Annotated in this window: 15 protein-coding genes; all 15 read right to left on the minus strand. The window is 52.3% G+C overall.

From position 1 onward, the window contains the following. Window positions 1-32: 32 nt before the first annotated feature. Entirely contained in the window at window positions 33-1,064 is a 1,032-nt protein-coding gene (argC, locus tag IEW70_RS01090; RefSeq protein ID WP_188646079.1) for an N-acetyl-gamma-glutamyl-phosphate reductase, read from the minus strand. A gap of 117 nt (window positions 1,065-1,181) precedes the next feature. Next, window positions 1,182-1,508 carry a c-type cytochrome gene (locus IEW70_RS01095; RefSeq protein ID WP_229751717.1) on the minus strand — a complete coding sequence of 109 codons (327 nt, stop codon included), beginning with the start codon at window positions 1,506-1,508 and terminating at the stop codon, window positions 1,182-1,184. 155 nt (window positions 1,509-1,663) lie between these two features. Beyond that, window positions 1,664-2,368, minus strand: coding sequence for a hypothetical protein (locus IEW70_RS01100; protein ID WP_188646081.1), 705 nt, complete (start codon window positions 2,366-2,368; stop codon window positions 1,664-1,666). A gap of 255 nt (window positions 2,369-2,623) precedes the next feature. Next, a complete protein-coding gene (locus tag IEW70_RS01105) occupies window positions 2,624-3,409 on the minus strand; it encodes an enoyl-CoA hydratase-related protein (protein WP_188646082.1) in 786 nt (261 codons plus the stop codon). Between the two features lie 176 nt (window positions 3,410-3,585). Beyond that, a complete protein-coding gene (locus IEW70_RS01110) occupies window positions 3,586-4,713 on the minus strand; it encodes a conserved virulence factor C family protein (RefSeq protein ID WP_188646083.1) in 1,128 nt (375 codons plus the stop codon). Between the two features lie 244 nt (window positions 4,714-4,957). After that, window positions 4,958-6,077, minus strand: a protein-coding gene (gene prfB / locus IEW70_RS01115; protein ID WP_188646084.1) for a peptide chain release factor 2 whose coding sequence is annotated in 2 segments (ribosomal slippage) — window positions 4,958-6,004 and window positions 6,006-6,077 — 1,119 coding nt in all. Because the reading frame shifts where the segments join, the coding sequence is not laid out codon by codon here. 332 nt (window positions 6,078-6,409) lie between these two features. Beyond that, window positions 6,410-8,953, minus strand: a complete 2,544-nt coding sequence (secA, locus tag IEW70_RS01120) for a preprotein translocase subunit SecA (protein ID WP_188646085.1) — start codon at window positions 8,951-8,953, stop codon at window positions 6,410-6,412. Window positions 8,954-9,248: 295 nt separating this feature from the next. Then, entirely contained in the window at window positions 9,249-9,806 is a 558-nt protein-coding gene (gene hpf / locus IEW70_RS01125; protein ID WP_188646086.1) for a ribosome hibernation-promoting factor, HPF/YfiA family, read from the minus strand. 264 nt (window positions 9,807-10,070) lie between these two features. Beyond that, window positions 10,071-10,268, minus strand: a complete 198-nt coding sequence (locus tag IEW70_RS01130; RefSeq protein ID WP_188646087.1) for a cold shock domain-containing protein — start codon at window positions 10,266-10,268, stop codon at window positions 10,071-10,073. A 129-nt stretch (window positions 10,269-10,397) separates the two neighbouring features. After that, window positions 10,398-11,120, minus strand: coding sequence for an amino acid ABC transporter ATP-binding protein (locus IEW70_RS01135; protein WP_188646088.1), 723 nt, complete (start codon window positions 11,118-11,120; stop codon window positions 10,398-10,400). Then, window positions 11,117-11,803: an amino acid ABC transporter permease gene (locus IEW70_RS01140; RefSeq protein ID WP_188646089.1), complete on the minus strand. Its 687-nt coding sequence runs from the start codon at window positions 11,801-11,803 to the stop codon at window positions 11,117-11,119. The genes IEW70_RS01135 and IEW70_RS01140 overlap by 4 nt, the downstream gene beginning before the upstream one ends. A gap of 168 nt (window positions 11,804-11,971) precedes the next feature. After that, complete coding sequence (locus tag IEW70_RS01145; protein WP_188646090.1) at window positions 11,972-12,745, minus strand: basic amino acid ABC transporter substrate-binding protein; 774 nt, start codon at window positions 12,743-12,745, stop codon at window positions 11,972-11,974. A 478-nt stretch (window positions 12,746-13,223) separates the two neighbouring features. Beyond that, the gene (gene hbs / locus IEW70_RS01150; protein WP_188646091.1) at window positions 13,224-13,496 is read right to left on the minus strand and encodes a non-specific DNA-binding protein Hbs; all 273 of its coding nucleotides are present in this window, start codon (window positions 13,494-13,496) and stop codon (window positions 13,224-13,226) included. A 132-nt stretch (window positions 13,497-13,628) separates the two neighbouring features. Further along, window positions 13,629-14,351, minus strand: coding sequence for a ComFC family protein (locus IEW70_RS01155; RefSeq protein ID WP_188646092.1), 723 nt, complete (start codon window positions 14,349-14,351; stop codon window positions 13,629-13,631). After that, window positions 14,335-16,044 carry a helicase-related protein gene (locus IEW70_RS01160; protein WP_188646093.1) on the minus strand — a complete coding sequence of 570 codons (1,710 nt, stop codon included), beginning with the start codon at window positions 16,042-16,044 and terminating at the stop codon, window positions 14,335-14,337. The genes IEW70_RS01155 and IEW70_RS01160 overlap by 17 nt, the downstream gene beginning before the upstream one ends. Window positions 16,045-16,075 lie beyond the last annotated feature (31 nt).

Raw genomic sequence — 16,075 nt, forward strand, 5'->3', positions numbered from 1 at the left:
CTCTATCGTCATCCCTCTTGACCCATCGACTCTTATGGATACAGCGGCGTTCCTGTCAGCCCGGCGGTTTCCGGCCAGGCCATGCGCAAGTTCAAGTTTTGCACCGCTTGCCCTGCGGCCCCTTTCATCAAATTATCGATTACCGCCATTCCCACTACCGTATCTGTCCGATCGTCCCAATACACACCGACATCACAAAAATTGCTCCCTTGCACGTCTTTGGTTCGGGGCCAACTGCCCGGCTCTTTTATTCGTACAAAGGGGGCATCTTCATAAGCTTCCTGGAAGGTTTCCGTCAGCCGCTCTTGATTCCATCCTTCCACCCCTCTGGCATACACGGTTACCAGGATCCCCCGGTTCATCGGAACCAATTGCGGTGTAAACATCACACGGGGAGACCGCCCGGAGAGGGCTGCCGCATGTTGCTCAATCTCCGGTGTATGTTGATGCGTTCCCACCTTATAAAGGGAGAGGTTTTCGTTCACTTCACAGAACAGTGTTGTCAGCTTCATCCCTCGCCCGGCACCCGATACACCCGATTTGGCATCGATCACGATCGTTTCCGTATCCACTGCCCCCGAGCGCAGCAAGGGGATCAAGACCAGCAATGCGGCAGTCGGATAGCACCCGGGGTTGGCGATCACATCGGCTCGGGCAATCTCCTGCCGCCGCCATTCACTCAATCCATACACCGCTTGTTCCAACCAAGGAGATGGTGGCGGTGTTTTTCCGTACCACTCTGCATAGGCTTGCGGCTCCAACCGGAAGTCGCCCGCCAAATCGATGCAGGTCAACCCTTTCTCCGCCAAACGGGGCAGCCATTCACTGCTCACCCCCGCAGGAGCGGCAAAAAAGACAACTTCCCCCATATCAGCAATCCGATCCGGATCCATCTCTTCCAACGTAAAAGTCAAATGAGACAAGTGCGGAAAGACTTCCTTCAGCTCTCCACCCGCCTGGGAAGATGAAATCAATCCACCGATCTCCGCATGGGGATGTTGATAGAGCAAGCGAATCAATTCTGCGCTGCCATACCCTGTAGCTCCAATAATGATGGCTTTCATCTCTCTCCTCTCCCGTTTCGGAAATCCGATTGCGTATTATTATACATATTATTTTATATTTATTCAATCCATCGCATAAAAAAAGACAAAAAAAGAAGCTGCGATTTTTGCAGCTCCTTATTTATGCTTGGCCAACCACTTGGCCAGTTTGGCTCGATCCTTGTCCGATACCTGGTTTTGTGCGGGCATCTGCCCTTGACCATTTTGGATGATGGCCTCAATATCCTTGGCGGAATATTTGGCACCGATCTGTTTCAAGCTGGGCCCCATACTCCCCTCCATATTTTGTCCGTGACAACTGGCACAATTGTTGTTATAAAGCGTTTGAGGATCTCCTTCACCTGCAGAAGGCCCCTGAGACTGTTGACCTCCCTGGGAACATCCCGCCAACAGAGCAATTGAAACAACACCTGTCACCAACCATTTCCAATGATTGCGGCCCAATTCTTCTCCTCCCTTCCTGCTCCACAAGCTGTCCACCCTATCATACAGAAAATCATGGTTAGGTTGCCATGAAAAAAGGTTGACTATTCGAAGGCGCATCTTTGGACATCTGAGACGCGACACTCCGGAAATCGATACGTTGCAACCACTCCAACCTACTTATCTCCGGAACTTTTCTTTTTCTGTCCCCGCGGCGGCAGGCTCCAGGACTCTGTCGCTTCAGCAACCGGCACGCGGCGGGGCTTTTCCGAGGGGGTCGGCTCCGACTCTTGAGTGCCGTCCCCTTTGTCGGGTTTCAGGGAAGCCAACAGGCCGCCGCTTTTCTTTTCGTCTGATTTGCTTCCCATCGATTTCATGCGATTGGTGCGGGAGAGTCGTTCTTTCGATTCTGAAGAGGCTTTTGTTTCCCCCTCAGGTTCCTCAGACAATGGCGACGAACCTTTGTCATATTCCTGCCCTTGGTCCGCTTCCGTTGGTTTCGATGAAGGATGTCGGAAGGAACCTGTCATCTTTTCGCCGGACTCATCCTCTTTTTTCTCTTCCCGTTTCCACGAAGGTGTATAACCGTTGGGCTTTTCGCCGCTATCGTTCTCCTCTTTTGGCGCGCTTGCACTCGGGCTTTTCTTTGCCTCGTCCCCCTCTTTGGTAAACGCCATGCGCCCCTTGTTCCCTTTGCGCTTTTGAATATGCTCCCGGGAAATATACTGTTCTTCTTCACTTTTACCCCGGGCATGATGCCGTTCCTGAAACACCCTCTCCAACTCTTCCACTTCACGGCCCCGTCTCTTTGACAGAAATACCATAAAAACAGCCACACCCACGATCACCAGCGCTAAAACTGCCCACACCATTGCTGACAATTGTCATCCCTCCCGCAAAAAAGTAACGTTGCTTTGTTCTATTGGTTCGTCATCGAGCTCCGCCAAAACGACAAAACGCACACTTTGTCATCTGTCGTCCTGTGATGGGTGTCATAATGAAACACGATCGCTCATTCGTCGAATGCAGGGGTCATTATTTCCCGGGAAACGACAACTTCTTTTCCCAACCCGTTCCATGTCGGATCATGAGACCAAAAACAAGAAAACAGCCGACTGTGAAGCCGGCTGCAGCGATTATTTCCCTTGGAAATTCGGTTTGCGCTTTTCCAAAAACGCGTCCATTCCTTCCAAGCGATCCTGGGTGTGAAAAGAAACCCCAAAATACGAAGCTTCCAAACGCAACCCCCGTTGCAAATCCGTTTCGGCTCCTTCATTGACTGCTTTTTTGATATACTTCATCGCAATCGGTGCTTTGCCGGCCAAGAGCGAGGCCAACCGCTTCGCTTCTGGCAGCAGCTCCTCTGCAGGCACCACTTTTTGCACTAATCCCAAACGCAGCGCCTCTTTTGCATCGATCATTTCCCCGGTCAGACACAGGTGCTTGGCCGTCGTTTTTCCCAACAGGCGAGCCATCCGTTGGGTACCGCCATACCCAGGCAATATACCCAGGTTGACTTCCGGCTGACCAAAGCGGGCATTTTCCGATGCCAACAGGATGTCCCCGCTCATGGCCAATTCGCAGCCTCCTCCCAAGGCATACCCGTTAATAGCCATGATCACGGGTTTGTCCAATTCCTCCAGTCGGGAAAAAAGCGCCTGCCCCCTGCAGGCCAGGGTTTCCGCCTCCGTTGCCGATTCCAGCCGACGCAATTCCTTAATGTCGGCTCCTGCAACAAAAGCTTTTTCTCCTGCTCCCGTCAAAACCAGAACGCGAACCTCTTCATTTTGCTCCACCCGATCCAGAGCTTGTTCCAGTTCATCGAGCGTTTCCCGATTGAGGGCATTCATCACCTGGGGACGCTGAATCGTGAGCAGCGCCCAGCCGTCCCCGTTTTCCAAGGAGATGTTCTTCCATTCCATCAGGGTCACCTCTCCATATCTTTGATCAGGGTTTCTCCTATCCACAATCGCAAATAAGCAACAGCTCATACCCTATTCATTCGACAAAAAGAGAGGGTTCCCCTTTCACTTGCCCTTTTAAAAGAAAAATATGCACATAGAATGAAGCTATAAGTGACTTGAGGGAAATCTCCGCTTCATGGCCGCTCCTCATTACGCCGGGTCATCTGCTGCCAGACAGAGCCGCCTGCTTCTTCTCCCTTCTCGATTCGTTTCAGGGCCATCATCACCTGCATCCGCACCTCGAATTCCGGATCATTCACGGCTTCCCGCAGCGCAGGCAAAGCCGACTCATCTCCCGCCTCATATAAAAACATCGCCGCCCGCCAGCGCACCAGCTTGCTGGAGTCTTTCAATGCCTCGACCATGGCGGGAATGGCCCTTGGATCGCCCAAATCCGACAAGCAGTCTCCTGCTGTGCGCCGCACGGTGACAGAAGGATCTTTCAAGGCTTTGTACAAGTCGGGCAGTACCACCGGATCTTCCAGTCCACCCAGATAGGCAACTGCCAAGCGGCGAATCGCTGCTTTCTCATCCTCCAACGCCTGCCGCAACACCGGCAGATCCTCCAGCGTAGGATTCATTTGTTCCAAAGCTGCATAGCGGTTGCGCCAATCCGGATCGGCCATCATTTCCGGCGTCACACGGACACGCCGTGTTGCAGACACCGGTTCCGCTCCCTGCTCCAACGCCTGCTGAACCAATTCCTTCAGCCGTTCATCATCGTAAGCGGCAGTGATCTCTTCCACCGACTCTTTCCCTACCTGTTCCACATCCCCGTAGCGCAATCCCCGGTCTTCCCACTTTCTTTCCATCACCATGTTGGGGGAAGCCGTTTGCGCCTTCATGACCGCTTCGGCAAAACGGTCCGGCAAAGCGATCCGTTTTTCCTCATCGCCGACAACCAGTTTGATCTGGATGGGCAAGCCACGAAATGTTTGTAAAAACACTTTCACTTCCCCAAAGGCTTCTTTCGTTTCCGGGGAAGACTTTTCTTGATCAGCAGATGGTGTCTCTTCTCCGAAAACTTCCCGGACTTGGGCCAGTATCGGTTGCCAATCCACCCGCGGATTCCGTTCTACAGCCAGAAAATCGGCAACACGGAAGACGCTTTTTACCCCCTGGATCGACAACAACCGCCGGATAATACCGGGGGCTTCCTCCTGGTTCTCACGGGTATACGTGCGCCCTTTGCTAGCCGTCTCATCCACGGTTACTTTCATCGAGTTGGGGCTGGGTGTCGGTTCGATGGAAAGGATCTTCATCGGTCCATCCTCCTGTAAAAATAAACTTCCGTATTTCCCTTTCAATCAATTATAGTATAAATTATGGCATATTCGACACACCCTCTCTCTCCCCTTTCTCTTTCCCCATCATTTTGGTCCGCTTGATTAACGTCCATATTTGCGAAATTTGCTACAATTATTGTATCGGTATCCGTCGCGAATCACTACGTTAACAAGATCCACATAAAACTGCTTCCGCCTTGTTTGGCGGAAGCGGTTTTGCTCATTCGCTCTGATTCTTCTTGTTCACTTGTTGGCGGAGGTAGGCCTCGATAAAGACATCCAGATCGCCGTCCACCACGGCCTGGGTGTTCCCTACTTCCACTTGGGTCCGGTGATCTTTCACCAGGCTGTATGGGTGGAAAACGTAGGACCGGATTTGGTTTCCCCAACCGATTTCCGTCTGCTCCCCTTTGATTTCGTTCAGCTCTTTTTGTTTTTCTTCCAACCGGCGCTCCAATAGACGGGCTTTCAGGATTTTCATCGCCCGTTCCCGGTTTTTGATCTGGGAACGCTCCGATTGACAGGTCACCACGATATTGGTGGGTAAGTGGGTGATCCTTACGGCAGAGTCGGTCGTGTTGACGTGCTGCCCGCCGGCACCGCTGGAGCGGTAAGTGTCAATCTTGAGATCTTCCGGCCGAATCTCAATATCCACATCATCCTCAATCTCCGGCATCACATTGGCGGAAACAAAAGAAGTGTGGCGGCGGCCGGAAGCATCGAAGGGCGAGATCCGCACCAGACGGTGCACACCTTTTTCCGCTTTCAGATAACCGTAGGCGTTGTGCCCCTTGATCAACAGGGTGACACTTTTGACCCCGGCTTCCTCCCCAGGCAGGTAATCCAAGGTTTCCACCTTGTACCCTTTTTTCTCCGCCCACCGGGTATACATGCGCAGCAGAATGGATGCCCAATCTTGGGATTCGGTCCCACCGGCACCGGGGTGAAGCTCGAGGATCGCGTTGTTTTTATCGTAGGGCTCACTCAAAAGCAAGCTGAGCTCAAAGGCATCCAGTTTTTTCCGAAGATCCGCCAGCGTTTCTTCCGCCTCAGCCAGCAGGGATTCATCATCCTCTTCCGCGGCCAGCTCCAGCATCACCTGAAGCTCCTCCACGATCCCTTCCAATTCCTCCATGGACTGGACCGTCTCTTTTAGGCGGTTGTTTTCATCGATCACCTTTTGGGCAGCCTGTTGATCATCCCAAAAGGTGGGTGCGCTCATCTGCTCTTCCAGTTGAGCAATGCGGGATTTCTTCTGATCGAGGTCAAAGAGACCCCCTGATGTCCACCAATCGCTTGGCTGTATTGTTCAACTCTTGACGAATTTCGCCGAGTGTCATGTTCATTTCCCCTTTTCCAGCAAGTTTGTCGGTGTCAGCTTGGGGCCCGCAGCACTATGCCACGGGCAAATCAAGCACACGAATCACGAGCAGAACAATTCCATTCTAACAAAGGTGGAGAGTCCATTTCCAGCATGAGAAGTCCCTTCACACCCGGAAAAGCAGGCGGAAGGGACGTCCTACACAAAAGATCGTTTGCCCGCTCACCTCCAAAAGGATAACAGGCATCAGCCTTTCTCTTTCTCTGTCTCACTCATGTCAAAGAATCTCGATCGGAAAAACGGTGCCCCTCTGTTTTTGGTCATACAATGGGGAACGCTTGCTTCTCGGTCTTACCCGGTCTTAGCCGCACTTCCGCAGCATTGCTTATACTTCTTGCCGCTGCCGCAGGGGCAAGGATCGTTCCGTCCCACTTTTTCCGCTTTACGCACCGGTTGCCGTTTGGGCTGCTTTTCTTCCGAATGGGGCGAACCGCCGGAGGAAGCGGTCTGATTGGTAGCCACCTCTTCCCGCTCGATCTCTTCATCCTCGCTAATCGTCGATTTCATCACATATTTGACGACCTCTTCCTGGATCTCCCGAATCATCTCCTGGAACATCTCATGCCCTTCAAACTGGTACTCCCGCAGGGGATCCGTCTGACCATAGGCACGCAGATGAATGCCTTGGCGCAGCTGATCCATGGCGTCGATGTGGTCCATCCACTTCCGGTCCACCGTGCGCAGGATCACGACTTTGGCGAATTCCTCCAGACGCTCCGAACCAAGCTCTGCTTCCCGCCGATTGTAGTAATCCACCAGCCTCTCCTGCAGGGTTTCGATGATTTCCTCACGCTCTTTGTTTTTCAGATCGTCTTCATCCACAGCGTCTTCCGGCAAAATCGTGGAATGAATGTAATCCTCTATGGCTTCGAGGTTCCACTCTTCCGGAAGCTCGTCTTCCGGCGTATGTGCCTCCACCATGGACTGAATCAGTTCTTTGCCCATGTTGAGGACGATCTCTTTCATGTTGTCGCCTTTCAACACTTCCCGACGCTGTTTATAGATAATCTCCCGTTGTTGGTTCAGCACATCGTCATACTGCAACACCCAGCGGCGGGCATCGAAGTTGTTGCCTTCCACCCGTTTTTGGGCGTTGGCGACTGCTTTGGTAAACATGCGCCCTTCGATGGGAGTATCTTCATCCAGACCCAGGCTGTCCATCATGCCTTGAATCCGTTCCGAACCGAAACGGCGCATCAGATCATCCTCAAAGGAGAGGTAGAACTGGGAAGAACCCGGATCTCCCTGACGACCCGAACGACCCCGGAGCTGGTTATCGATACGGCGGCTCTCATGGCGCTCCGTACCGATGACATGCAGACCGCCCAGTTCGTCCACTCCTTCACCCAACACGATGTCGGTTCCCCGTCCGGCCATGTTGGTGGCGATGGTGACCGCTCCTCGCTGCCCGGCCTGGGCGATGATCTCCGCCTCTTTGGCGTGATTTTTCGCGTTCAACACTTGATGCGGAATACCCCGCCGTTTCAGCATTTTAGACAGCAGTTCCGATTTCTCGATGGAAACCGTACCGACCAGGATCGGCTGTCCCGTCGCATGGCGCTGCACAATCTCCTCCACCACCGCGCGGAACTTGGCCTCTTCTGTTTTGTACAGGACATCGGAGTGATCCACCCGCTGCATGGGCTTATGCGTCGGAATCTGGACTACGTTCATTCCGTAAATCTTGCGGAATTCTTCTTCTTCAGTCTTGGCCGTCCCCGTCATCCCCGCCAGCTTTTTGTACATACGGAAATAATTTTGCAGGGTGATCGTGGCCAACGTCATGCTTTCCCGCTGTACCTGCAGCCCTTCTTTGGCCTCGATCGCCTGGTGCAGTCCGTCGCTGTAACGGCGTCCATGCATCAAGCGGCCGGTAAACTCGTCTACAATGACGACGCCGTCTTCATTTACCACATAATCCGAATCCCGCTTCATCACCACATGGGCTTTCAATGCTTGTTGGATATGATGGTTCAAGGTAATATTTTTCGCATCGTATAAGTTGTCAATGCCAAAGAAAGACTCGGCCTTGTCGACCCCTTTTTCCGTCAGGGCCACTGCTTTGGTCTTGATGTCGACGGTGTAATCCTCTTCCTCGCGCAAACGGCGCACAAATTTGTCCGCGGCGTAGTAGAGGTCCGTCGCCTTGTTGGCTTGCCCGCTGATGATTAGCGGGGTCCGGGCTTCATCGATCAGGATGCTGTCCACTTCGTCCACCAGGGCGAAATTGAGCTCGCGCTGGGTGATCTGTTCGGGATAAAGCACCATGTTATCCCGGAGATAATCGAAGCCAAACTCATTGTTGGTTCCGAAAGTGATATCCGCCTGATAGGCTTCCCGTTTTTCGTCCGGATCCATGCCGGGCAGGTTGAGCCCCACTTTCAGGCCCAGAAACTCGAAGACCTGCCCCATCCATTCCCGGTCCCGCCGAGCCAGATAGTCGTTTACCGTCACGATGTGAACCCCTTCGCCAGGCAAGGCGTTGAGGTAAGCAGGCAGTGTGGAAACCAGGGTTTTCCCTTCCCCGGTCTTCATCTCGGCGATATCGCCGTTATGAAGCACGATCCCGCCGACCAATTGCACATAAAAGTGCCGCATGCCCAGGACACGTTTGGCCGCTTCCCGCACAACGGCATAAGCTTCCGGAAGCAGATCATCCAACTCTTCGCCGTTTTTCAACCGGTTGCGAAATTCTTCCGTTTTCCCCCGCAGTGCATCATCGGAGAGAGCGGAAATTTCCGGTTCCAGCGATTCGATCTGATCCGCGATTTTATAGCATCGCTTCAGCTCGCGTTCGTTGGCATCCGGCAGGATCTTGCGCAACATGTTTAACATGAGCCGTTCACCCTTTCCTGAAGGTCATTGTGTCTAACCTGCTGATTATATGATACAAACAAGCTACCATCATGCTTGAAATGTCCAATAAAAGGTACTATCTATTAGTTTAACAAAAAGCGTCGGGGATTTTCACTTTTTTCACAAAAGGTTCGAGACTCGAAGCAGAACTCCTTCTTCCTCACCTAAAATAAACCAGACATTTTTTCGGCACGAAAGCTGCGAAGTTTCACCAAGTCGAAAAGCCGGAGGTTTCCCTCCGGCTCGGTGTATCCTTATTTTATTTTTCTGAACGTCACTCCGGCTCAATCAGACCGTAGCGGCCGTCCTTCCGCTTGTATACCACATTCACTTGGTCCGTTTCGGCGTTGGAGAACACATAAAAGTTGTGTCCCAACAGATCCATTTGCAAAATGGCCTCTTCCAGATCCATCGGCTTCAAGTTGAAGCGCTTGGTACGGACCACTTGGAATTCTTCTTCCTCTTCATCATCCATCACCGATACATCGGTATCTGGGGCGGTTCCGTTCTCCATCAGAGAGCGCAGGCTCCCGTCCTGACGGAACTTGCGATTCACTTTGGTCTTGTACTTGCGGATTTGACGCTCCAGTTTCTCCAGTACATTGTCGACGGAGGCGTACATATTCTCACTGGACTCTTCCGCTCGAACCAGCAACGCGGGGAATGGAATGGTCACCTCTACCTTGTGAACATCGCGAAAAACGCTGAGGGCCACGTGAGCCTCTGCTTTCGGCGAGTCAAAGTATCTTTCCAGACGGCTCAACTTTTTGACCACATAATCTCGAAGCGCATCTGTTACTTCGATGTTATTCCCGCGAACAAAATATTCCACAAGCGAATCCCCCTTTTCGCTTTCTACTGTTATGTATTCCCTGATTCCACATTAATTCCTGCATCTTTTTCTCGAAATCTTTACAGAAAAATCATCCATTCTACATAAATTTGATGATTTCTTTATCTAACGAATGACATCTCGAGAAAAATCGACACCCTATCAATTGCTTAGACCCTGGAAAATCCGTTGGTAAGTTTCCCGTTACATATTAAAAACCCTCCGGCTTCACAGCCGAAGGGTTTACATTCCGCTCTCGGAAAGTTATGCTTTGGTGACATTAGCAGCCTGCGGTCCACGCGGCCCGTCCACGATCTCAAACTCCACCGATTGACCTTCGTCCAGCGTTTTAAAGCCGTCTTCTTGGATGGCGGAGTAATGGACGAATACGTCTTCGCCGCCGTCGCGCTCAATGAACCCGTAACCTTTTTCCGCGTTGAACCACTTGACTTTGCCTTGCATAATAACAATCCCTTCATAAGTTGATGCACATGAAAACGCCAAACGGACCTCTTTCATGCAAGCTAACTATATCATTGATCACAATGCAAAGTCAAGGAAAATATGGGGATTCATCCAAGCATTTTTTTATTACAACACTTTGCTCAAAAATGCTCTTGTTCGCTCATGCTTGGGATTTTTAAACAATTGCTCAGGCGCTCCCTCTTCGACAATCACGCCGCCGTCCATAAACAGCACCCGGTCGCACACTTCCCGGGCAAACCCCATTTCGTGGGTCACCACCACCATGGTCATGCCTTCCTGGGCCAGGGACTTCATGACCGACAACACTTCCCCGATCATTTCCGGATCCAAAGCAGAAGTCGGTTCATCGAACAGGATCACCTTAGGATTCATCGCCAGCGCCCGAGCGATGGCCACCCGTTGCATCTGCCCGCCGGAGAGCTGCTCGGGATATACATGGGCCTTGTCAGCCAAGCCGACTTTTTTCAACAGCTCCATCGCCTTCGCTTCTGCTGCTTCCTTTGTCTGCTTGCGCACTTTCATCGGGGCCAGGGTGATGTTTTCGATCACTTTTTTATGGGGAAACAGGTTGAACTGCTGAAACACCATCCCTACTTCTGTACGGACCTCGTTGATGTTGGTCTTAGGGTCGGTCAAATCGTGACCGTCTACGATCACTTTCCCGCCGGAAACCGGCTCCAGCAAGTTCATACAGCGAAGGAAGGTGCTTTTTCCGGAACCACTCGGACCGATGATGGAGACGACCTCCCGTTCCCGGATATGGGCATTGATCCCTTTCAACACTTCCACACTGCCAAAGTTTTTGGTCAGATTTTCAATGCGAATCATGGCTGCTCACTCCTTTCAGCATCCGTCCGGAGCCGCCCTTCCATCCAGAACACTACCCGGGACAACACGAAGGTGAGGATATAGTACATCGCGGCCGCCACCAGATAAGGGGCCCACCGTTCCCACGTGTTTTTGGCTGTGGTAAAAGCAGCATAGGTGATATCGTATACGGCGATAATCGCTACCAGCGACGAGTCTTTCAAAAGGGCGATAAACTCATTTCCCAGAGGCGGAAGCATCCGTTTAAAGGCCTGAGGCAGAATGACATAGCGCATCGCTTGGCCATGGCTCATCCCCAAAGAACGGGCCGCTTCCATCTGCCCTTTGTCCACCGACTGGATTCCGCCCCGAAAGATCTCTGCGATATATGCACCCGCATTAAGAGAGAGAGCAACAAACCCCGAAAAGAGAGCGCTAGGCGGAATCATCCCCATCGACTCCCAAATGGTGGGGATCACCGCAAAGTGGATAAACAAGATTTGCAATAACAGCGGTGTACCCCGAAAAATATCTACGTACACCTTGGCAGGAGTCCGGAGCCACCATTTCCCCGACAGGTTCATCAAACCCAGCACCAAGCCAATCACCATTCCTACCAACACCCCGACGGTAGTCAGCATGATCGTGTTGATAAAGCCGGTAATAAAATAGCTTTTGTATTCTACGATCACGGACCAGTCCATTCCAGCGCCCCCTTTTGCTCCAAGTTTCAACAATCAGACAAGTTATTCACAGGGTTATCCACACTATCCACAGGCAGGTCCGTTCCCAATACCCGTTACTTTGCTGGTAAATGGAAAAACCCCTGGAACAAGTCGGGAGTGCACCCTCCGTGCACCCCCGCCCCCTCTTTATTTCTTTGTACCGAAGTACTTTTTGTAAATCTTATCGTACGTGCCGTCTTTTTTGATTTTCTTCAACCCGGAATTAATTTTGTCCAGCACTTCTTTGTTCCCTTTCTTCACGAATATGCCGTAGTACTCGGGTTTAAAGGAAGGATCTTCAATGGTTTTAAATTTGCCTTTCGGCAATTTCTTCATATATTCCAACACTACGCCGTTATCGGCAACAACCGCATCCACCCGGCCGTTGGACAAATCATCAATGGCCGCCGGTGTGTCGTCATACCCTTTTAAGCCATGATAGGTTTTTCCAAAAGCCTCTTGCACTACGACCTCTCCGGTGGTAGCGGACTGTACGCCGATCCGCTTCCCTTTCAGGTCTTTCAGGCTTTTCGCCTTGGAATTCGCAGGCACCAGGATCAACTGTTTCGCTTCAAAGTACGGATCCGAGAAATCGTATTTTTTCTTCCGGGCATCGGTAATCGTCACAGCGGAAATTCCTGCATCGATCTTACCGCGGTCGATCCCTTCAAACAACGGGTCCCATCCGGTATGCTGCACGTTCACTTTAAAACCTTCGGCCTTGGCGATGGCTTGCATCACCTCAATGTCAAAGCCGGTGATCTTCCCGCTGCCTTCCTGCTTTTCAAAGGGCGGATACGCCGCATCCGTCCCCACTTGTACAAGGTCACCCCCCTGCGCCTGTTGCTGGGAACAGCCCACGGCCAACACAGTGACAGCCGCCAGAAGCAGTATGAATATACGCAGCGATTGCTTCGCCATTTTGTTTTCCCCCTTAAGACATGCTGAAATATGGCTATTATCCAGGACTTACCGCCATTTGACCCAACAATGATTATAACTATTTATGTATATTTATTCAATCCTAACTTTTTACCAGCTCCTTTTTCTTCTCATGTATTTATAATCTTTTGAAAAAATAGGCAATTGCCTACCCGGCTATATGCAATAACATAATTCGATAAACCCGCCAGGAACTCCTGCCTTAAAGAGAAATCTGCCCGTCGTCAATTAAATCCAACTACCATTCGATGGATTCTATTTTTGTAACCACATAAAACATTATTTTCTCTATATACAAAAAGGACTCCATGGGGGGATTTGGATTCCATCGGGAGTCCATGTACGGTAGTGAATGAACAGTTTCCCGGTTTTCAGTGACATCCAACCGGGACCTGTTCGTTTGCAAGGTTTTTTCTTATCCCTCTAAAAATAAAAGCCGCTCTGCGGCGGCTTCCTTTTAATTCACAGCTTCTTTCAACTGTTTTCCCGGTTTGAAGGCCGGAACTTTGCTGGCCTGGATCTGAATGGATTCACCGGTTTGGGGATTGCGTCCGGTCCGGGCCGCACGTTCCCGTACTTCAAAGTTGCCGAAGCCGATCAGGGAAACTTTTTCTCCCTTTTGCAACGCTTCAGCAATGCTTTCGAGTACTGCTTCCACTACTTGGGTGGATTCTTTTTTTGTTTTTCCCGTCATTTCCGCCACGCGGTCGATCAATTGGGACTTGTTCATTTTGCAACTCTCCTTTTCTCAAAAAACTCGTAAGTGAGGTTACTATATCTATCCTCCTTTGTTTCCCGTTTGGCGGGGTTTTATACATTCGACTTCAAGACGGGGATAAGCTTCACAGTAAACAAAACCCGTTTACCGGGCCACGGTAACCGAATCCACTCGGGACGCTCCCCCGTCTTTCAGCACCTTGGCACATTCATTCAGCGTCGTCCCTGTGGTATACACGTCATCCACCACTAAAATGCGCCGGTTTGTGCGAAGCAGGCGCTTCCCCAGATCCGATAACGCGAAGGACCCTTGCAGCTCCCGAATCCGTTCGCTCCGGTTGCGGCGGCTTTGCGGGGATGTGGACCGAACACGGATAAGCAACGACCTCACGGGAATCCATAATCGCCGTCCCATCTCCCGGGCCAACAGTTCCGCCTGATTGAAACCCCGTTCCCGGTACTTTTCCGGGTGAAGTGGCACATAAGTCACAAGATCCCCCCGCCACTTCCACTCTTCTACCGCAGCCGCCAGGAAGCTGCCAAAAGGGCGGGCCAAGGTTTCCTGACCGCGATACTTCAAAAAATGAATGCAATCCCGGGTAAAGGACGTATATCGGAAGCAAGCCCGGTTGACATCCAGCTCCCGCCGGGATCGGCGCAGGCAATCGCGGCATACACCTGCTGTCCGCATCGGCCTTCCGCACCGTCGACAAATCCCGCCGCAGATCGGTTCCAGCCGTTCCAAGCAACCGTTGCATACCCGATGGGGTTCACCCGCAAACACACCTCCACCCAAGGGGGAACCGCATACCCGACACTCTTCCGGCGATCGGAACCATTTGTCCCACAACTCACTCACTAGGAACATGCTCATTTTCCTCCTCATCAACAACGAGAAAACCCCGCTGACGAGCTCGGTGATTGAGTTCCTTTATTTCCCTTACCGCCGTTTTCTGAGCTTCCGTGTGAACATCCGCCAAAAAGAGGACCCGTCCCTTTTGATACACCGGAGACCGGCCCACCCGGCCAGCCATCTGAATCAGCGAAGCCGAATCGAACACGGGATGATCCGCCCCAACCACCACAACATGGCAACGCGGCACAGTTACTCCTCTTTCCAACACCGTCGTCGCAATAAGAAATTGCACTTCTCCCTTGCGAAATGCCTCCACCCGATCTCTGCGCTCTTTCTCCTTTCCCGTCGCTGTCGCCCAAGTCCGAGCAGCGATATCGGGAGCCGTGTGATGTATCCATTTCAGCAGGCGAGGGGGATCCGAAGTACCGGGAATGAAAATCAGCGCCTGCCCGTCCGTATCCAATACCCGGTGAAAAAAGGAGGATAAGGGTTCTACCGGCTTGCCGCGCTCCAATCGCCGCCATAATCCCCCCACCCGGAGCAAGCGGGGGACTGGCAAAGGGTATCCATGATAGCGGGAGGGCAATGTGACCAGTGAAAGCTTCCCTTTAACCGCTTCTTTTTTCCACCGGGGAGACGGAGTCGCCGTCACCCAACACTGGGTTCCGCCACGCACGGTTGCCCGTTCCAGCCCCATTTGCAGGGTCCGGTCTCCCGCCAACGGATAAGCGTCCGCTTCATCGACTACCACTAAATCAAAACGGCGGTAAAAACGCCAAGCTTGCTGCACCGTTGCCGTCACTAACGGAGAACCCAACCGGTTTTTTCTTTCTTCCCAAGAACGCTCGCCATGGATCGCTAGGGGCTTTTCTTCCGGAAACACGCGCTCCATTCTGGCAGCGATCTCATCCACTACATCCCGGCGGGGAGCTGCCCAAAGTACGCGACCGCCCCTCTCTAACACCCTGCGGACCACCGGCATCAACACTTCGGTTTTACCGGAACCCGTCACCGCCCACAACAAAAACCGCGACACCCCGTTACGGACAAAATCAACGCTCTGGCAAGCGGCTTCCTGCTGTGCCCCCGTCAGCACCGGCAGGCGCATCGTGACGGAACGACGCACATTTTCCTTCGGACGCGGCCGGAACAGAAACAACGGGACGCAGGAACGACTCTTGCCCAACATCGTACAGTGGGTACAGAATAGACAAAATTGATTGCAGCGGGCACAGGGGGTAGACATCAACCGGTTCCCCGCTGCACCGCAACGGTTGCATTGCCAATGCCACGCCACCCTTGGTGTTCGCACTCCGGGCAGCATACGGACCTGTTCCCGCAACAACATCATCTGCAGCAACGAGCGCAATGTTTCCTCCTCTACTGAACTCCCCCACCACTGTTTCGTCCAGAAGCACACCTCCTCCCACAACAATGCCCTCCCCTCCAGCACTTGCCACAAACCTCGGGAAAGTTCTTCCCGTTCCGCCGGTATCTGAATGTCCTCCTCCAACCGGATAGCGGCACCCATCCCGCCTCCGCCCCGGCTTCTGCCACCCGACTGCTTGCGCCATGCTTGTCCGATGGAAGAGTAAACTTGAACCTGTTTAATCTCCTGCCCCGACTGTTCCCAGAAATACAGATCGGTCGGCAAATGCAAGGAGATCCGCCGGCTCCCGGCCGCCTCGTATGTAAAAACCCGCACATCTTTCCCCTCCTGCGTACGAAAATAGGAG

This window comes from Marinithermofilum abyssi (genome assembly GCF_014641195.1).
In the GTDB taxonomy this organism is placed as follows: Bacteria; Bacillota; Bacilli; order Thermoactinomycetales; family DSM-45169; genus Marinithermofilum; species Marinithermofilum abyssi.